General features: G+C 71.3%; 14 protein-coding genes. 7 read left to right on the forward strand and 7 right to left on the reverse strand.

What is annotated here, in order from left to right:
• Nucleotides 1-16: 16 nt before the first annotated feature.
• Nucleotides 17-526, reverse strand: a complete 510-nt coding sequence (locus GKS42_RS12475; RefSeq protein ID WP_232848039.1) for a GNAT family N-acetyltransferase — start codon at nt 524-526, stop codon at nt 17-19.
• Between the two features lie 24 nt (nt 527-550).
• Nucleotides 551-1,444: an HNH endonuclease family protein gene (locus GKS42_RS12480; RefSeq protein ID WP_154794114.1), complete on the reverse strand. Its 894-nt coding sequence runs from the start codon at nt 1,442-1,444 to the stop codon at nt 551-553.
• A 194-nt stretch (nt 1,445-1,638) separates the two neighbouring features.
• On the opposite strand from GKS42_RS12480, the gene GKS42_RS12485 reads away from it, so the two are divergent.
• From GKS42_RS12485 to GKS42_RS12500, 4 genes are read left to right on the forward strand one after another with little or no spacing between them, the layout of a single operon-like run.
• Nucleotides 1,639-1,959, forward strand: coding sequence for a hypothetical protein (locus tag GKS42_RS12485; protein ID WP_154794115.1), 321 nt, complete (start codon nt 1,639-1,641; stop codon nt 1,957-1,959).
• Nucleotides 1,953-4,712 carry a hypothetical protein gene (locus tag GKS42_RS12490; RefSeq protein WP_154794116.1) on the forward strand — a complete coding sequence of 920 codons (2,760 nt, stop codon included), beginning with the start codon at nt 1,953-1,955 and terminating at the stop codon, nt 4,710-4,712. Before GKS42_RS12485 ends, GKS42_RS12490 begins: the two co-directional genes overlap by 7 nt.
• A 45-nt stretch (nt 4,713-4,757) precedes the next feature.
• Nucleotides 4,758-8,051: a tubulin-like doman-containing protein gene (locus tag GKS42_RS12495; protein ID WP_154794117.1), complete on the forward strand. Its 3,294-nt coding sequence runs from the start codon at nt 4,758-4,760 to the stop codon at nt 8,049-8,051.
• On the forward strand, nt 8,051-10,936 hold the full coding sequence (locus tag GKS42_RS12500; protein ID WP_154794118.1) for a hypothetical protein: 2,886 nt from the start codon (nt 8,051-8,053) through the stop codon (nt 10,934-10,936). The genes GKS42_RS12495 and GKS42_RS12500 overlap by 1 nt, the downstream gene beginning before the upstream one ends.
• A gap of 13 nt (nt 10,937-10,949) precedes the next feature.
• Here the strand turns inward: GKS42_RS12500 and GKS42_RS12505 are convergent, their stop codons facing one another.
• The 3 genes from GKS42_RS12505 to GKS42_RS12515 are packed head-to-tail and all read right to left on the reverse strand — an operon-like array spanning nt 10,950 to nt 12,820.
• Nucleotides 10,950-11,897, reverse strand: coding sequence for an aminoglycoside phosphotransferase family protein (locus GKS42_RS12505; RefSeq protein WP_154794119.1), 948 nt, complete (start codon nt 11,895-11,897; stop codon nt 10,950-10,952).
• 9 nt (nt 11,898-11,906) lie between these two features.
• On the reverse strand, nt 11,907-12,443 hold the full coding sequence (locus GKS42_RS26515) for a hypothetical protein (protein ID WP_154794120.1): 537 nt from the start codon (nt 12,441-12,443) through the stop codon (nt 11,907-11,909).
• Nucleotides 12,440-12,820 (reverse strand): hypothetical protein, encoded by a 381-nt coding sequence (locus GKS42_RS12515; RefSeq protein ID WP_154794121.1) that lies wholly within the window; start codon nt 12,818-12,820, stop codon nt 12,440-12,442. The genes GKS42_RS26515 and GKS42_RS12515 overlap by 4 nt, the downstream gene beginning before the upstream one ends.
• Before the next feature lie 200 nt (nt 12,821-13,020).
• Here GKS42_RS12515 and GKS42_RS12520 point away from each other — a divergent pair, with 200 nt between their 5' ends.
• Nucleotides 13,021-14,085, forward strand: a complete 1,065-nt coding sequence (locus tag GKS42_RS12520) for a DUF4062 domain-containing protein (RefSeq protein WP_154794122.1) — start codon at nt 13,021-13,023, stop codon at nt 14,083-14,085.
• A gap of 76 nt (nt 14,086-14,161) precedes the next feature.
• Here GKS42_RS12520 and GKS42_RS12525 read toward each other — a convergent pair whose 3' ends face one another.
• Complete coding sequence (locus GKS42_RS12525) at nt 14,162-15,328, reverse strand: MalY/PatB family protein (RefSeq protein ID WP_154794123.1); 1,167 nt, start codon at nt 15,326-15,328, stop codon at nt 14,162-14,164.
• Nucleotide 15,329: 1 nt separating this feature from the next.
• Nucleotides 15,330-16,196 (reverse strand): helix-turn-helix transcriptional regulator, encoded by an 867-nt coding sequence (locus GKS42_RS12530; RefSeq protein WP_154794124.1) that lies wholly within the window; start codon nt 16,194-16,196, stop codon nt 15,330-15,332.
• A gap of 220 nt (nt 16,197-16,416) precedes the next feature.
• On the opposite strand from GKS42_RS12530, the gene GKS42_RS12535 reads away from it, so the two are divergent.
• Together GKS42_RS12535 and GKS42_RS12540 are read left to right on the forward strand one after the other, a co-directional pair.
• The gene (locus GKS42_RS12535) at nt 16,417-18,096 is read left to right on the forward strand and encodes an ABC transporter substrate-binding protein (RefSeq protein WP_154794125.1); all 1,680 of its coding nucleotides are present in this window, start codon (nt 16,417-16,419) and stop codon (nt 18,094-18,096) included.
• Nucleotides 18,097-18,130: 34 nt separating this feature from the next.
• Nucleotides 18,131-19,066, forward strand: coding sequence for an ABC transporter permease (locus GKS42_RS12540; protein WP_154794126.1), 936 nt, complete (start codon nt 18,131-18,133; stop codon nt 19,064-19,066).
• Nucleotides 19,067-19,075 lie beyond the last annotated feature (9 nt).

Below are 19,075 nucleotides of genomic sequence, written 5' to 3' on the forward strand. Positions count from 1 at the left end.
GGAGCGCACCGTCGCACTAGCGACCGGGCGGCACGCCGCGGAGCAGGCGGACCTCCCGGACCCCGTCCTCGACCTGGATCGTCCCGTCGGCAACGAAACCGTGCTTGCGGTAGAACGCCTGTGCTCGAGGGTTCGGGTCGGCGACCCACAGCGCCACCGACTCGTCCGGATCGAGGACGGCCTCCAGCAGCGCCGAGCCGGCAGCCGTGCCGTGGGCGAGGGCCAGCACATAGAGCACGTACAGGTGCCTCGTCCACGCCACCCCGAGGTCCAGCGGCGGACCCGACATGGCGACCCCGACCACCTGGCCATCCAGCTCGGCGAGCGCCACCCGGTTCTCGCGGTAGCGCTCGTCGGTCAACGCGGCAGTCCAGAACCGCTCCCGAGCGGGCACGAGGCCCGGGTCGTCAAGCACCGCGTCCGACATGAGTCCCCGATACGTCTCCTGCCAGGACCGCACGATGACCCGCGCCAGCTGCGCGACGTCCTCGACCCGAGCCGGGCGAACGATCAGCGAGGAGTCCACTGCAGAATCCTAGGCCCGCACACGCTACGGCGTCGCCGTGCCGGCCGCGGTCGGCAACGGCTGCGCCGGGCAGGTGGTGAGCACGTCGAGCATCGCGTCCTGCTCGGCGGCGGTGACGGACAGCCCGTAGGCGAGCTTGACGGCCACCTGGATCGCCACGTACTCGCACCGGAACCCCGTGTTCGGCGGCAGCCACTCGGCAGCGTCGTCGGCGCCCTTGCCCTGGTTCGCCGGGCCGTCGACCGCGAGCAGGTTCAGCGGGTCGTTCCCGAAGCGTTCGAACGTGGTCGCGTCCCAGTCCTGCGCGCCGGTGACCCACGCGTTCGCCAACGCGACGACGTGGTCGATCTGCACCTGGCCCGAGGTGTCCGAACCCCGCTGGAACGCCATGACCATGCCCGTGTACGGGTCCCGCAGGGTGCCGGTCTCGACCACACAGCCGTTCGTCCCCGGACGGATCGTCACGTCCACCAGGTCACGGCGCAGCACGTCGTTGCGGACGTCGCAGCCGTTGCGGTCCAGGTCCACCGATCGGTACCCGAACGCGTCCCGGTCGTAGCCCTCGAACGGGTCGTTCGCCGTGACCGGGAGCAGCTCGACGGAGGCGAGCGCGGTCCCTGGTAACGGTGCCTGCGCTGTCGGTTCCGCGGGTTCGCCCGGGCCGGTGGTCGCCTCGGTCGCCGGTGCTGCTGGTGTGATGGCCGACGGCGTCGGTGCGGCCGGCGCGGACGTCGCCTCGGGTGCCGGCCGCCAGAGCAGGAACAGCGCCGCGGCGAGCACGAGGACCGCGGCTGCGGTGGCGATCACACGCAGCCGGCCGGGTCGCCGACGCGGGCTCCCGATGGCACCGTGGGGATCGTGGGAGACCGGGCGGCGCGGGGGCGGCGGCAGCGCCGCGGTCGAGGCAGGGACTGGCATGGCGGCACCCATGCTGCCACGCGGGCACGGCGGATCCACCTCGATCGCCCGAGCGAGCCTGTGCGCTGCGTCTCAGGCGAATCTGGGTCCGGTATGTCAGGAGCCGAAGTTACGATGACCGAAGTTCAGGCAGGACCCACGCGAGCGCGGGTCGGGCAGCAGGTGCATCAGCGCAGACCCGAACGGGAGGGCACGTGACGACGACAGCACTCTCGGTACGGGCGGCCCGCTGGCCCGTCGTGCTTGAGGTCCTCGCCGTGCTCGGTGCGATCGCCGTCGTCGCCCTGAACCTGACCGAGGCCACCTGGTGGTTGTGCCTGATCGGGTACCTGCTCGGCGCCGTGGTGGCGGTCGTCTTCGCCGCCGTGTACCGGAGCATCCGGGCGGCCCGGCGGAGCAAGGTCTTCCGTCCCAGCCCCGGCCTGGATCGCATCGTCACGATCACGATGGTCGTCGGCGTGCTCGCCGGCGTCGCCTGCGCATACCTGCTCGCCACGGAGGTCGCCAAGTGGTGAGGCCCGGGCGCCGCACGGGCATCGTGACGGCGCTGACCGTGCTGGCCGTCGCGCTCGGGCTGGCCGCGGGCACGGCCGCGCACGCCGACGCAGCGGGGGAGCTCAGCGCCACCGGCTCGGAGAGCTTCTCGGACATCGCCGCCTGTACCGCTCAGGCCGGCACGCTCCTCGTGTCGATCGTCGTGGACGAGTCGCAGAGCCTGCAGTGGACCGACCCGGAGGACCAGCGGGTCGGCGCGGTGCTCACGGCGCTGGACTCGCTCGAACGTCTCGGCGGTGACACGGAGCTGACGGTCGAGGCGAACCTGGCCGTCTTCGGCAGCGAGTACACCGAACTCGTCGGCTGGGGCGGCCTCGAGCCCGGTGGCGCCCACGGCGCAGAGCTGCGCACTGCCGCTCAGGACCAGCTTCCGGAGCGGGACGGCGCGAACCTCACGGACTATCGCGAGGCACTCTCGGGAGCCCAGTCCTCGCTCGCCGCCCGCAGCGCCGAGGTCGGTGGGGCCACCTGCAAGATGATGCTGTGGCTCACCGACGGGCGCCTCGACGTGGACGGCCGGGGCGACCGGCCGGCCACCGACGCGGCCCGGGAACAGATCTGCGCGCCGGGCGGGATCATCGACGGGGTACGGGCCGACGGTGTCGCGGTCATCGCGATGGGCCTGATGACCGCGCAGGGCCAGGGCGCGGTCGACCAGATCGACCGGGACCGTTTCCAAGCCCTCGCCGAGGGCAGCGCCGGGTCCGAGGTCTGCGGCACCAGCCCGGTGCCCGCGAACGTGACCAACGGCGCGTTCATGACGGCCGACGACGCGAGCCTGCTGAACCGGCTGTTCGCCCAGATGGGCGCGCTCCTGGAGGGTGGCACGCCCGCGCAGTCGCAGGAGTGCCCCGGCCCCGGCTGCGTCGACGGTCGGCTGCCGGTACCGGTGGACCCCGGCGTGGGCGGGTTCCGGCTCGTGGTCGAGTCCGCCGCCGGTGCTCCCGCGCTCCAGCTGGCCGCGCCGGACGGCACCGTCGTGACCCTGGACGCACCCGTCACCGAGGCGCCGGGCGCGACCGTGAGCCTGCTCAAGGGCGGGACGCTGAGCACGGTCGACGTCGCGATCACGGATGCGGCGGCGGGCGTCGGCACCTGGACCCTGGTCACCGACCCGAACGCCGTCACGGTCGTCGACCTGTACTACTTCTGGGGGGTTAGCCTCACGGTCGACGCCCCGGACGGCATCGTGATCGGCGAGCCCAGCGAAGTGCGGATCACCGCCCGCGACGCCGCGGGCCAGACGGTCGCCCCCGACGTGTACGGCTCCGTGGACCTGCAGGCAAGTGTCGACGGCGTGGCGACCACGTTCTCGCAGGTCGCCGACGGGTGGACCGGCGAGATCACGGTGCCGGCCGATGCCGCAGTCTCATCGCTCGTCGTGGCCGCCCGGGCCACGGCCGAGACCACCCCGAACGCGATCGCGTTGGGGCCGGTCGCCGCCGAACGCGCCCTCGAGACGGCCTACCCGCCCTCGTTCCCGACCCTCAGCCCGGCGCGACTGGATCTGGGCAGGCTCGACGGTGCCACCTCCGCCGAGGCGGTCCTGACCCTGACCGGTGCCGACCGCGGTCCGACGCAGGTCTGTTTCGGTGACGGCACCGTGACCGTGCCCGAGCGGGCGGGGACCGCGTCGCTCGTCGCGGGCGAGGAGTGCATCGAGCTGGAGGCCGGAGCCACCCTCGACGTGCCCGTCACCCTCACCACGGCCGACCAGGCCGACGGCCGGGTCGACGGGCTCCTGCCGGTCGAGCTGCATGGCGTGGACCCCGGCGACCCGATCACGCTCGAGGTGCCGGTCACGGCCACGATGGTGCGCCCGGTGGACGCGGCCACCCGGAACTGGCTCGTCGCCGTCCTCGTGCTCGCGGCCCTCCTGTTCGCCTATACGGCACTGGTCGTGACCAGGCGCATCGCCGGCCGGTTCGACCTGAGCCCGTTCGCGCGCTACGTCGCCGCGCCGATCACGCTGACCGCGCGCGGGCCGGAGCGCCGGGACGGTGCCACCAGGATCCTCGGGCCGGAGGAGTTCCGCGGCCTCGGTGCCAGCGGCAGGCCGACCGGCTTCACGGCCGGCACGGCGCGCCACTGGGTGCACCGCCCGCGGAACCCGTTCGCCGAGGCCCAGGCCCTCGTGGCCGGGACCGGTTCGGAGGTGCCGATCACGCAGCGGCCCACCGGGCACCGTGATCCGAAGGTCCGGTTCACCGACTTCCCGGGCTCCACCGGGTTCGTGATCCTCACCGACCGGCCCGAGCCCGGCGCGCCGGCGGACACGATCCGCGGCACGCTGGTCATGGTGATCGACCCGGGCAAGACCGCGAGCGTCGCGCAGATCCTGCCCGACCGGCTGGCCGAGCTCGGCCGCGTCACCTGGGGCAAGGAGATCGAGCGCGCGCACAAGGCCTGGTCGGCGCCGACCCCGTCCGCTCCGGCGGACGCCGGAACGGCGGGCGGCCCACCCGGCGCACCGGGTGTCCCCGGCGGCTCACCTGCGGCCCGCCCCGGATCCGGGCCGGGCGCGGACCCCGGCAGCGTCGGCGGGCCGCCGCCACCGCGCCGCGGGGTGGCGACCCAGCCGTCGGCGCCCCCACCGCCGCGTCGCGACGGGCCACCCCCGAGCAGAACCGGCCACCCGCCGTCGCCCACCGTGGCACCGCCACCCCGCCGGACCGACGGCGGGATGCCACCGCCACCACCGCCACGCCGGTAGCGCTCAACAGACCACACGCCCACCCACTCCCATCGAGGAACTCACATGCTTCGTCCCTTTCTGCTCGTCGGCGTCGGCGGCTCAGGTGGCAAGACCCTGCGCGTCATCCGTGAGGACCTCAGCCGGCGGTTGTTGCAGGCCGGCTGGACCGAGGGCATCCCCAGCGCCTGGCAGTTCCTGCACATCGACGTCCCGACCACCGCGGACGGGAACGAGCGGGACCTCCCGGAGCAGCTGCCGGAGCGGTCCTACCAGGGCCTGGTCGGCTCGGGCATCGACTACCGGACCCTGGACGACTCCCTGATCCAGTCCGCGGGCACCCACGCCCGGGACGCGCTCGGGGGTTGGCGGCCGGACCCGGACAAGGTCCACGTGCCCGCCAGCAAGGGCGCCGGGCAGTATCGCGCGCTCGGGCGCACCATCGCGCTGTCCCAGCTCAAGCGCATCGCGACGGCGGTCCGCGAGGCCCGCCGCCAGCTCACCGGGGCGGAGGTCACCAGCGAGCTGCAGCGACTCAGCGAGGCACTCGGTTCACCGTCGCGCACGGTCGCGGACGACCCGCAGGTCATCGTCATCGCCTCGATCGCCGGTGGCAGTGGCTCCGGTGCCGTCCTGGACGTGTGCGACGTGATCCGCTCGCTCGGGGACAAGTGGGCGAACGAGTCCGTGGGCATCCTGTACTGCCCGGACGTGTTCGACGACCTCGACGAGGGACTGCGCCGCGGCGTGCGGCCGAACTCGCTCGGCGCGCTGGCCGAGCTGATGAGTGGCTACTGGAGCGTCGAAGGCCCCAGCGAGAGCACCAGCGAGATGTTCCAGGCCGCCGGGATCTCCACCGGCTCGAGCCGGCGGCTCGGGCCACGGTTCCCGTTCCTGGTGGGTGCCCGGAACGAGCACGTCACCTACAAGACACAGAACGACGTGTACCGGGCGATGGGCCGGTCCATCGCGTCCTGGGTGGCCAGCTCCAGCCTGCAGGACAGGCTCTCGGCCTACACCCAGGCCCAGTGGGCCTCCACGGCCCAGGCCGTCACCGATCACCTGCGGCTGCACCCGGGCGGCACCGAGACGCCGTTCACCGCCCTCGGCTCGGCCCGGGTGGGCCTGGGACGCGACCGGTTCCGGGACTACGCCTCCGAGCACCTGGCGCGCTCCGTCGTCGAGCTCGTGCTCAACCGGCACGAGGTGCTGCGCAGCCGTGAGGACGAGCGTCCCCCGCGGCAGCTGATCCAGGAGCAGGCCACGAACGCGTTCGGCGCGTACCTCGCCGAGACCGGGCTCGACGAACGCGGGGAGGAGCGCAACGACATCATCGAGGCGCTGCAGCGCGGTGACGATGTCAAGGCCGCCGGCAACCAGCTCACCGCCGAGGTCATGGACGTGCTCCGGGTCGCAGCCGGCGGCAAGGGCTTCGCAACCGACGACGTGCGGATCAGGATCCGGCAGGCGGTGGTGGACCGGCGCGGTCAGTTCGCGGCCCAGATGCGCGGCGTGCGCACGCAGCGCTCCCGCGAATGGGTCGACGCCATCCAGGTCCGCGTCGTCGACGTCACCGCGGACGCCGTGGCCAAGCACGGGGGACCGGTGGCCGGGGCGATGCTGAAGCGGCTCGTCGCCGAGCTGGAGGAGGTCGGTCGCGAGCTGCGCAGCGAGGCCGACCACCGGCGCCGCTGGGCTGCGGACCTGGACTCGGAGATCAGCCGGGTTCTCGGCTCGAACCGCAACGTGACCGAGCAGGAGGTCGAGTCGGCGGTGGACCGGGCCGTGCAGACGCTGGAGTGGGAACAGGAGGCCGAGGTCCGCGAGATGGCGGTCGGGCTCGTGGCCGACCTCTCGAAGGGTCTGCTCCAGCCGCTCACCGAGGCGGTCGACCACGGCGTGGAGTCCCTCGGCACGGACGTGGCCAGCGGCTTGGACGGTCGCGGGTCGGTCGTCTCCACCTGGCCCTCCGGGGACGTGATCCCGTCACGGCTCAAGCCGGGGCCGAACGAGTTCCTGCTCGAGGACGTCGAGACGTTCCCGACGACCCTGCGTGCCCTGATCACCCGGACCGTCGGCCTGGAGTTCGAGCGCGAGGCACGTGGCGTGGCCGAGCGGCAGATCCTCACCGGGCGCAAGGAGGGCGCCCGGCAGAGCCTGCTCCGGCTGGCCCAGCGGTGGGTCCCCTCGGACGCCCAGTTCCAGCGCGGTTCGTCCGCGGCGCCGGCCCGGGCGGCCGTGTCCATGGCGGTCTCGACCGACGACGTCCTCGGCCGGGCGACCGGGTGGATCCGGGAACCGGGGACCCCGATCGGCGGCTACATGCAGGAAGGGCTGCGGTCCTACCTCTCCGAGGACGGTGTCTCGCCCAAGGAGCACGCGGACCGGCTGGCGCGGTTCGAGGGGCAGTTCGTCGCCGCCCTGAACGCCGGGTCACCGCTGGTCCGGGTCAACACCGCCGTCCTCACCCGGGTGCACAACCGGGAGATCCAGTACTCGCGGCAGTTCAGTGAGATCCCACTGCCCGAGAAGTCCGCGGCACGGCAACGACTCATCAACGTCCTCGAGGCGCGCAAACAGTTCGGGCCCGCTGTCGAGCAGGCGTTCTCGGACACCGAGGCCGCCTTCATCGACATCTTCACCGTGCTGGCCGAGCCCTACGAGCCGGTGGTCTTCGACAGCCTGATGCGCCCGATCGCCAGCGACTGGGGGAGCAAGAAGGCCACCTTCGCCGACCGCGAGGAGTTCTGGCGCTGGCGTCGGGCGCGCCCGCTCGGCGAGGCGGTGCCGATGCACCCGATCACGCTCGCGGCGATGGTCCGCGGCTACTTCGTCGCGGCCCTGCTCAAGCAGGTGCAGCCGTCCCCCGTGCGGTTGTACGTGCCGGCCGGCTCCGCCGGGGCGGCGGGTTGGCTCGCCTTCGAGGACCCACTGCTGGTCGGGGACGGGCGGGGCGCCGAGGCGCTGCCGCAGATCCTCGAGTCGCTCTCGCTGACGCTCCTGCGCGTGAACGACGAGGAGTCCCTGGCGCCGATGCGCCCGTACTTCCGGCTCCTCGATCTCGGCGAAGGTGCCACGAACGATCTCCCGGCGGACCTGCGGGATTGGATCCAGGAGGGCCGCCGCGGTCAGGACACGGAGGTCGATGCGTCGATACCGGAGGACCGCCGGGCTGCGGCCAAGGCGGACGTGGAGCGGATCGCGAAGGGTTTCAGCCGCCACTTCGACGAGCTCGAGCAGGCGAACGAGCTGCTCGGCTATCCGGGGTCGTTCGATCTGCGGCACCTGATCCGGTCGGCGCTGCGTGACCTGTACCGGGCGATCGACTCCTTCGTGGACGACGAACGCGAGTTCCTCTGATGGAGAGCGCCTCGGTCATCATCGCCGGCGGCCGGCCCGCGCAGGACGTCCGTTCCCTCGTCGCCGTCTGGACGAAGCAGGGGATCACGGGTGCGTCGCTGTGGGTGGACCCCGTCGATGTGATCGAGGCGCCGCCGGAGCCGGTGCATGTGACGGCGGTGCTCGTCGATCGCGACGGTGAGCACCGGGTCGATCTGTTCGCCCACCTCGGCCGGTTCCGGCTCGACCTGGTCCGGGTTGCCGTCGCGCAGTTCGCGGTGACCGAGGACGCGGTCTCGGCCGAGGTCACGGACCTCGGCCAGGAGGTCGGTGCCACGATCGAGCGGGCGCTGCCGCGGGACCCCTCCGGGCGCATCATGACCCGGCTGCACCGTACGGTCGTGGTGATCCCGGCCTCCGGTGTGACCGGGCTGCCCAGCGAGATCCTCGCACCCAGGTGGGAGGCGAACGTGGTGATCTCGCCCGAGGACCGGCCCGACCTGGACCGGATGTCCATCTACGTCCGAGCCTCGGAGAACTACGCGGGCCATGCCGCAGCGGCGGTCTCGGTGGCCGCAGGCATCCTGCGCGGGATCCCGGGCGGGGCGTTCGACAAGGTCACCACCGACTCGTCGTCGAACCCGGACGACGTCGTCGTGGCGAGGCTCTCGATCCGCTCGGTCGTGGGCGAGGGAGTCGTGGATGTCCTGGCCCGCAAGGCGCTCGAGCCCGTGACTCTCGGCCCGGACGGGCCCGGACGCGTGGTCACCTGGGCGGCGCCGGCGAGCGAACCCGACCTCATCGCGCGTCGCGCAGCGCAGTCGGTGCTGGCCGCGCCGGAGTGGGCGGCGCAGGCGCCACCCGAGGGGGATGCCCCCGAGCGCACCAGGGAGGGGTTCCGCAGCGCGGTCGGCCGAGCCGCCCGGTTCAACCTGCGAACCGTCGGTGCGGTTGCCGCGTGGACGGCGAACAGCAGCCGGACCAGCCTCGAACGGTCGGCCACGGAACATCTGGTCGGCCGCGGATCGGGCGTGCTGGTCACGGTCGGACCGCGGGCCGTCGACAACGCCGAGGCCGTCGCGCGGGACGCCATCGATTCTGCTCGACGCACGATGGACGACGAGATCGCCTACGAGGCGACCCGTGGCACCCCGCCTCCCGCCAGCACGTGGGTCACCCTGCGGAACCTCGCCTTCGGCCTGGCGGACGGTGGCCCGATCCCCGGCATGGAGTCCCCGACCCAGACCGGCGTGCGCGAGGTCCTTCGGCCCGGTGACGTCGTGCCCGCGCCCGGCGCCGCGTTCCGCACCCGGGACGGGGCTCTGATCGGCGCCCTGGACGTCCATGACCTGCGTGCCCACCGGCTCGACCTGGCCGGGGAACGGCAGGCCCGGGAAGCCGAGCTGATCCGACTGCAGGAGGTCCGGGCCATCCGGGCCGCCGAGCGAGCCAACGCCCCGGCGGCGCCACCCCCGCAGCCGGGCCCGACGCCGTCGCCCGATCAGGCTCCCGAGCCAACTGCCGAGCACGAGGACGCCCGCCTGGCCGAGGCTCTCGCCGGCGCCGAGAGGGCCGTCCGGGAGACCCGCGTCGTCGAGGCGGACTTCGCCCGCTGGCGCGCTCAGAACGACCGCAGTGTGATGTCACGGGTCGGCGAGGACGTCGCCAAGCGCCTCGACGAGCTCGAAGTGAGCCGCCAGCGGTTCCTCGACCGGCGCGACGACGTGACGGCGCCCGCGACCGAGGCGCTCGACCGGGCCAAGCGTGGACTGCTCCGGCAGTGGCGGTGGACCCTCGTCATCGCCGCGCTGGTCATCGCCGGCGTCTGGATCTGGGCCACGCAGGTCGACGGGGCGCCCGACTGGTCCGCCTACGCGTGGATCACCGTCGGGGTCGTGGTGCTCACGTTGGTGGTCTTGATCGGCTTCAACCACGCGTTCTACAAGGCCTTCCGGCACTACGAGTGGGAGGTCGCGAACGTGCTGGCCCGGCAGCGACGGGACGCCGCCCTGTTCTTGTGGGAGGGCAAGCAGCTCGCCCGGCTGCGCCTGCTCTTCGCCGGGTGGCGCGCCTGGGCCCGCGTCATCAGCGAGGTGGTCCACCGCCCGTGGGAACCCACCGAGGCCGTGTACGAGGACCTCACCGACGACGTGATCGAACGGTTCCCTGCGGCGATGGCGGTGGCGCGCCAGGAGGAGGAGCAGGTCGACATCAGCACCCGCCTGCTCGTCGCGGCCTACCGCGCGGTCTACACCGAGGGGTGGGCCCAGCAGGCGTTCGCGGAAGCCTACGAGCGCTTCGCGGAGAGGGTCCCGGGCAGCCAGCAGCAGGGTCACCTCGACGTGGACACGGACGTCTCCGGGAGCGACCTGGGTGCGCGCGGGCAACTGATGGAGTTCTGGGGATCGGGGGAGGCCCGCGCCTTCCTCGGTGAGGAGCGGACCAGGCGCCTGCGGCAGCTCAGCAATGACGGCGAGCTCGACCTCCCGCACCGCAGGGTGGGCCGGGTCGGGAAGTACTCCGATGACGTCTGGCAGGAGGAGCCGGCGTTCTTCCTGCCCACGACGATCAGCGAGACGACGTTCTCCCACGAGATGTTCACCTCGCCGGCCCGGGCGGCCAACCAGCACTACGTGCAGACCGCGCGCCTCTGGCTGCCGCAGGTCGCCTACCCCGCGGCCGAACGGATGTCGCTCAACGACAAGGTCGGCCCGACCGTACGGCTCGAGCCCGCCGACGCGGACACCGCGCTGCGCGTCGACCTCTCGCCACGACTGCTGCGGCGCGAGGTCGCGCTCTTCACGGCGAAGGAGCCGCAGGGCCGTCGCGCGGCCGTGGACCGGTCCGACCGGCCGTCGGGTCTGCACGCCGTCGACGGCGCGACGGCGGACCGCGAGTTCCTGTGAGATCGGCCGGCGCCTACGAGTCGCCGGGGAGCCAGTCCGGGCGGGTCAGTTCCTCGACGAGGCCGCCGAGCGCCACGCGGTCGGACTCGGTACCGGTGTGCGGACCGCGCAGCCATGCCGAGAAGGTGGCGATCTCGTCCAGGCGCCAGCGCAGGTCGAACATCTCCAGCAGTTCCGGATCGGCGGCCACGTCGCCCGGGATCCGCCCGGCCGTGCGGGCCAGGTCGGTCAGGTCGCGCTCGCGCGGGGCCACCCGCAGGGACTCCCAGTCCACCCAGCGGCGGCCCTGTGCGGTGACGATCTGGTTGTGCGGACCCGGTTCGCCGTGGGTGGCGACCCACCCCGCCCGAGTCGCGAGTGCGGCTGCGACGCGCGCGTCGTAGCGCGCGATCCACACCGGGATCCGGGCCAGGTGCGCCCGCACCTGCGCGCGGGCCTCGCCGCTCAGTGGTCCGCCGGACCACTGAGGTTCGCTCGTCGTAGCGAGGCCCTCGAGGTCGCCCCGATCGGTGAGTGCGTGGTTCCAGACGCCGATGCCCGACGGCGGCTGCTCACCGTGCAGTGCGGCGAGCGCGGTCATGGTCTGCTCCGCGCCGAGCCCGGTCAGCTCGCCGGTGGGGCGCTCACCCTCGAGCCACTCGGTGACGCTGAGCGCGTAGCCACCGAGGCGTTGCGTGAGGGGCCCCGCCGTGGTCGGGACCGTCGGCACGACGAAGGCGAGGCCCCGGTCGAACAGTTCGCGGGCCGCACCGTAGGTCGCCTCGAGCTCCTCCTGTCGGCCCGGCCTCGAAAGGCGGTCGGCGGTGACGAACCAGCGCCGACCGCCGGCCTCGGTGGCCCGCCAGTGCCAGGCACCGAAGCCCCAGGGCAGGTGTTCCGCCGAGATTGCCGGAAGCTCCCAGGCGTCGCGCAGGAGCGTGACGACGTCCACGTCGCCCAGATCGGGTGGGGCTTCACGCATGGCGCGCCATCAGCCGAGGGTGAGCCCGCGACATTGCAACTCGTCGGCGAGGATCCGCACCGCCCTCGGGCCGACCCCGTGCAGTGCCAGGAGTTCGGCCTCGGAGCGCTCGGCGACCTGCCCGAGGGTGGTGATCCCGGCGCCGGCAAGCGCGCGCGTTGCCGGGGCGCCGATCGCGGCCGGTAGGTCCCCGCCGGCGCCGGGCGGGGCCGCATCGGCGGCTGCCACCGAGGCCGCGAGCCGTTTCGGTGCACGGGCGAACCAGGCGCGCCGGACGAGATGGTTGAGTGTCATGCCGTTGATGTCGGCCAGGGGGATCCGGAAGCCGATCGGGCGTCCGCCACGCAGGACCTGCTCGCCGGCGGGCAGGTCAGCCAAGGCGGCGTCGAGGTCCGGCTCGGCGAGGTTCAGCTGGACGGCGTGGTCCTTCGTGACGGATGCGAATCCGGTGCCCCGGACCGTGAACGCGACCATCCCGAAGTGCGTGGTCTCCTCGACCTCGGGCAGCGCCAGCGCGGCCTTGCGGAGCTGGGCGAGTGTCGTCATCGCCCCATAGTGCCGGACGCGGTCGCCAGCGCATCCCGTCGCTTGAGCCGCACGTCGATCGCGAGCAGGGTCACGCCGGCGCCGAGCAGGAAGATCGTGGCACCGACCGCCGTGCTGAGGAGGATCCCGGCGAGCGAGAACAGCACGGTCGTGGCCAGCGACAGCAACACCGAGTCGTCCCCGAACAGCCACCGCATCGTGTAGTAGATCCCGAACGCGATCACACCGATCACGCCGAGAGCGAGGGCACGCTCGTCGGACGAGCCCTGGACGATGAGGTAGCCGTCCACGACGATCTCCAGGCCGAGGGCGAGGATGAACAGCAGCGCCCAGGCGCGTCTCGCGCCGCGGGGCCTGGGGGACCGCACCGGGTTCATGGTCCGAGCATGGCCGACCGGTGCCGGGAGCGTCCGGTGAACGCGCCGGGATCCTGTGGGCGGCGCGCTTCCCCCAAGTCAGCCAGCGCCGTCATTGCGACGGCCTGTGGAGCTGTGCGCCGCTCGTTCCGACGATCCCTGCCGCGGCGCGGGTCTACGCTGAGATTCGGGTCAGTGACGACCGCGCGAGGGAGGGCAAAATGCCTCGGCACATCCGCATCTTCGTCTCGTCACCCGGCGATGTGAGCGACGAGCGCCGCCAGTGCGGCGAGGTGATCGAAGAACTCAACACCACCGTGCAGGCACTGCTCCCCGAACTCGACACCCAGCTCGAAGTCATCCGGTGGGAGACGGACACCCACCCGGACCTCACCGGTAGCCCGCAGGAGGTGGTCGATGACCAACTCCCCAAGGACTACGACGTCTTCCTGGGGATCATGTGGTCGCGTTTCGGCACACCCACCGGGACCGCAGGATCAGGTACCGAGCATGAGTTCCTGTCGGCACGCCGCGGGTGGGAGACGAAACGTCGACCGGCCCACCTTCTCTTCTACTTCTGCGAAGCTTCGATACCGCCGAAGGTCGCGGGCGAGCATGCGGATCAGCTCAAAGCAGTGTTCGATTTCCGCACTGAACTGAGCAATCAAGGGCTCGTGGGGTCCTACGAGGACCGCTCCCGGTTCTCGGACACGGTTCGGCGAGACCTCGTCCTGGTCCTCGCGCGCCTCCTGCACGGCCAGACGGCCCAGATCGAGGACGCGCAGGGCGGGTCAGGCGTGATCGCCCCGGCGGACCATGCCATTGTGCGCAACCAGGTGGAGGCCTTGACCAGGGAGTACGAGCACCTGCGAGAGACCATGCAGTCTGGCGACAGACGGACCCGCCGGATGGAGGTTGTTGCCTCACAGCTGCGCTCCCTTGCCCAGTCCGCCTATCCGCTCCTGCCGGATCTCGCCACAAGCCAGAGGCCGGGAGACCGGCTGGCGGCCGTTTGCATTCTTCAAGCGATCCCCGACGCCGCCTACCTGGATTGGCTTGGCGAGCGGATGCCCGCCGAGCAGCCATTCCTCGGCTATCACGCCGCAGTGGCCTTGCTGGTTGCGGCCCGTGATCTACCTGTCGAGTCACTCGACCAGGTGGCGCACGCGCTGGAGCGCGCCGAGAGCATGTGGAGTCGGCTCCTGCGGAGTACCGACCGCTCACGAGTCCTCGACAACGTCCGTGGGGAGTTGAAGCGACGGCTATCGGGGACCGGCCGACTCTGACCACGGTCCTTTGTGCCCAGGGCAACCGCAGCGGAACCTTGCTCCTACATCGAGCGCGGCGGCCAGGCACGTCTCGTCACCGTCCCGTCAGCGCCGCACCCATCTGCTCCAGCGACTGCACCATGATCGGTCGTGGCGTGGCGAAGTTGTAGCGCACGAACCCCGTGCCGGCTTCCCCACACCGGTTGCCGTCCACGAGGGCGACGTCCGCGCGTTCGGCGAAGAACTCACCGGGCTCCGGGCCGAGGTCGAGCTCGCGGCAGTCGATCCAGGCGAGGTAGGTGCCCTCGGGTCGGGTGAGGTGTGCGCCGGGCAGGTGCTCGGCGACGAGGTCTGCGAGCACGTTCCGGTTGCCTTCGAGGTAGTGCAGCACATCCGCCAGCCACTGTCCGCCCGCCGTGTAGGCCGCGGTGTTCGCGATCACGCCGAGGTTCGCGGCGCCGTGCTCGGCCATCATGCCGACCTCGCTCCACTTCGCCAGGTCGGCGTCGTTGGACAGGATCAGCTGGGCGCACTTCATCCCGGGCAGGTTCCATGCCTTGGACGCCGATGCCGCGGTCACCGTGTGCGACGCCGCCGCCGGACTGATCGAGGCGTACGGCACGTGGGTGTGCTCGGAGAAGACGAGGGGAGCGTGGATCTCGTCGGAGAACACCCGACCACCGTGACGCTCCACGACCTCGGCGATCGCCAGCATCTCGGCGCGCTCCAGGACCCGGCCGACCGGGTTGTGCGGGTTGCACAGGATCAGCAGGTTCGCGCCGGCGCGGTAGGCGGCGTCGAGGCCGTCGAGGTCGTAGACGTACCGGCCGTTCTCGACCAGCATCGGCACCTGGATGACCTCGCGCCCCATCGCCGGCGGAACCGTCAGGAACGGCATGTACGCGGGCGTCGGCAGGATCACCGGGGTGCCCGGCGCGGAGAAGTGCTCGATGGTGGCCTGGAGCCCGGCGATCACGTCCGGCAGCGGCCGCACGTTCTCGACAGGAACGTCCCAGCCGTAGACGGTGCGCGACCACGCGGCGTACGCCCGCGACATCTGGTCCCCCAGGTCCTTCGGCAGGTACCCGAACACGCCGAGATCGACGGCGGTGTGTATCGCCTGGGTGATCGCCGGCGCCGTGCCGAAGTCCATCTCGGCGACGAACGCCCCGATCTTGTCCGGGAACATCGACCACTTCACCCCACCGATCTCGCGCAAGCGCTCGATCCGGACGTCGTCGAACTCCATGGTCTGCGTCATCTCAGCCCTTTCGTTTGGTGGTGCCCTGTTTGGACGGCGGACCGTCCTTCTCTTCGTCCTCGATCTCGTTCAGGTAGTTGTAGATCGTGAATCGCGTGACCATGAGGGTGGCCGCGATCATCTCGACGGCGTCCCGGAGCAGGAACATGCCGCGCGCCTTCAGAGCGCGCACCACGGCGATCTTGTGCTCCTTCTTCATGAGCTCGACCGGGATGCCCTGCTCGGTCACCGCCTGGTGCACCAGATGGGATGCCAGCTCGTCCACGTCCCGGGCGAACACCTCCGACGGCGTGTCCTCGGGGACGGGCACCTGCGGGGGCTGCGGGACGGACACGGGAGATTCGGCCGCGGGTAGCACCCCACCCACCATCGCTGCGGCGATCCGCTCCACCGAGTGCCACATGGACAGGTCCGAGTTGATGCAGAGCGCCGCCACGGGCACGTTCGCGGCGTCTCGGATGATCATCGTGGTGGAGCGCAGCTGTCGCCCGTCCGGCAGCTTCGAGGCGTAGCCCATCATGTGATCGAGCTCCCCGGTGGTCGCTCGTTCCAGCAGCAGGTCCGTGGCCGGATCGCCCACCTGCCGACCGGTCACGTCGCCGTGCACGGCCACGATGGAGTTCGGCAGCAGGGCCAGGTCGTGCAGCACCACCTCGGCAGAGATCGGCAGCGCCCGGCCCAACGGCTCCACGAGGCCCTTGAACAGGGCGATCAGCCAGTCCCGGTCGCAGGGGGGAAGTTCATCCGTTGCCTGCACCCGCGCCGGGCGCGTGGCGCGCGCCTTGGCGGGCAACGCGGTCACCTTGGCGGCGCGTGCACGCCCTGAGGTGGCGCTGCGTGCCGCCGGCTGCGGCTTCTTCTCGGTCATGTCGATTCCCCTTTGTCCGCCGATGTGGTGCCTCCAGTCTCGGCGCTCTGGCGCCAACCGTGTACCTCACCCGCCCGAATGTCAACAGCGTGTTAAAGGCTGCAACAAACCCTTGCGGACTTCAACGGGTGTTTGTAGTCTCCAACACACAGTCAGGGTTCGACGGCGAGCCCTCCCTAAGGAACACCCCGTTCGTCCGTGACCCAACCAGGGAGTTCAGATGACTACCAAGCGATCGCACTACTGGCGCAGCGCGGCCTTGCTGGCGGCCGGCTCGATGATCCTCGGAGCCTGCGGCTCCAGCGAGGGCGACGAGTCGGGCGGGACCGGTGGCTCCGGTGACCCCGGATCCGAGGCCACCGAAGCGGGGGAGGCCGTCGCCGGCGGATCCGCGGTCTTCGCGGTCGACTCGCCATTCATCGGGTTCGACCCGAACGTGACCCCGGCGGCCCAGGACGCCCGAGTGTTGCGGCAGGTGTTCGACTCGCTGCTGTTCCTCGACGAGGAGGGCGCGTTGCAGCCCTGGCTGGCCAGCGAGTGGGCCGTCAGCGACGACGGCCTCGAGTACACCTTCACGGTCCGCGACGACGTGACATTCACGGATGGCACGCCGTTCGACGCGTCGGCCGTCTGCTACAACCTCGACCGCATCAAGGACCCCGCCACCGCCTCGATCTACGCCATCGGGCTGATCGGGCCGTACGAGTCCTGCGCCGCCACCGACCCGACCACCGCCGTCGTGACGATGGCCACGCCGTACGCCCCGTTCCTGAACAACCTCACGTCGCCGTTCATGGGCATCAACTCCCCGACGGCGGCCGCCGCGGCCGAGCCCGCCGACTACACCCTCGCTCCCGTCGGCAGTGGGCCGTTCGCCATCACCAGCTTCACTCCCAACGACCGCGTCGAGCTCGTCCGCAACGACGACTACGACTGGGCACCGGGTAACGCGACCCACACGGGTGCTGCCTACCTCGAGAACCTGACGTTCCAGATCATCCCGGACCCCACCGTGCGGATCGGATCGGTGCGCAACGGCACCGTCAACGTCGGCAGCAACGTCCCGGAGACGGACGTGGCCGCGATCGAGGGCGACCCGAACCTCGCACTCCTGTCCCAGCAGCAGTCCGGGGCGCCGTACCAGCTGCACTTCAACGCCTCCCGGGCCCCGTTCGACGAGATGGCCGTCCGCGAGGCGGCCCGTGCGGCGATGGACGTCGACGCCGCCGTCGACGCCCTCTATCTCGGCGTGTTCGACCGGGCCTGGGGCCCGCTCGCACCGACGACGCTCGCCTACGACTCGGCCGTCGAGGGCTCCTTCGCCTTCGACGCCGACGAGGCCGGCCGGCTGCTGGACGAGGCCGGGTGGGTCCTGGGCTCGGACGGCGTCCGCACCCGGGACGGTGAGCGCCTGAGCATCACCTACCTGGAGGGCAGCCCGAACCGGGAGAAGCGCCAGGACGTGGCCACGTTCCTCGCCGCGAACCTCGAGGCGGTCGGCTTCGAGGTCGAGACGCAGTTCCAGCAGGTCGCGCCGCTGCAGGCCCAGAGCCAGGCGGGCGACTACGACATCATGGGCCTGTCCCTGGTGGCGGTGGACCCGAACGTGCTCTACCAGATGTATGACCCGCGGTTCATCCCCAGCCCGGGTCGGTCCGGGTTCAACCTGAGCCACACCGACGACGAGACCCTGACCGGGCTCGTCAACACCGGGCAACAGGAACTGGACCCCGAGGCCCGTGCGGCGATCTACGTGGACGCCCAGGCCGACGTCATCGACCAGGTCCGGTCGGTCGCCATCTACGTGCCGACGTACACCCTCGCCGTCAACGGACTCCAGGGCATCCGCTTCGACGCGGAAGGATACCCGATCCTCTACGACGCGTCGCTGATCCAGTGACCCAGGGCCAACCACCGACACCAAGGGAGGATTCATGGGTTTCGTCATCGCCAGACGCGTCCTGGCCGGCATCCCCACGCTGCTCGGCGTCACCGTCATCCTGTTCATCACGCTGCGGCTGCTGCCCGGCGACCCGATCTCGGCGATCCTGGCCGGGTCCCCGGCCACCCCGGAGGTTGTCGAGGCGCTGCGCGAGCAGTTCGGTCTGGACAGGTCGATCCCCGCGCAGTACTGGGAGTTCCTGACGAACGCGCTCACCCTGAACCTGGGCACCTCCTACAGCACCCGTCAGCCCGTCTCGGAGATGATCGGCCAACAGGTGGACCAGACCCTGATCCTGGCCTTCGCGGCAGCCACGGTCTCCGCCGTGACCGGGATCGTGCTCGGCTCCCTCTCGGCGATCAAGCGCAACGGCGTCATCGACGGCTTCGTCCGGGTGACCAGCCTGATCAACACCTCGATGCCGTCCTTCTGGGTGGGACTGCTGCTGATCATGTTCTTCTCGTTCACGCTCGGCTGGTTCCCGGCCACCGGGTCGGGCAGCCTGAGCACCCTGGTGCTCCCGGCGATCACGCTCGGCCTGTCGGCCGCCGGCACGGTGACCAGGCTGGTCCGCAACAGCGTGATCGAGGTGCTCGGCGAGAACTTCGTGACGGCGCTGCACGCCAAGGGGCTGAGGTCCCACCTGATCGTGATGAAGCACGTGTTGCGCAACGCCGTGATCCCCACCGTCACCGTGGTGGGCCTGCAGCTCGGAGGGCTGGTCGCCGGCTCGGTGATCGTGGAGACGGTGTTCACGCGTCAGGGCATCGGTCAGATGCTCGTGCAGGCCATCGGCGGCCAGGACTACCCGGTGGTGCAGGGCGTGGTGCTGGTCATCGCGGTCATCTATATCGCGGTGAACATCGCCGTCGACATCTCGTACTCGTTCATCGACCCCCGCGTTCGTACCGCGCTGGGTAAGGGCTGAAGGGATCGC

It is taken from the genome of Occultella kanbiaonis, assembly GCF_009708215.1.
GTDB classification, from domain to species: Bacteria; Actinomycetota; Actinomycetes; order Actinomycetales; family Beutenbergiaceae; genus Occultella; species Occultella kanbiaonis.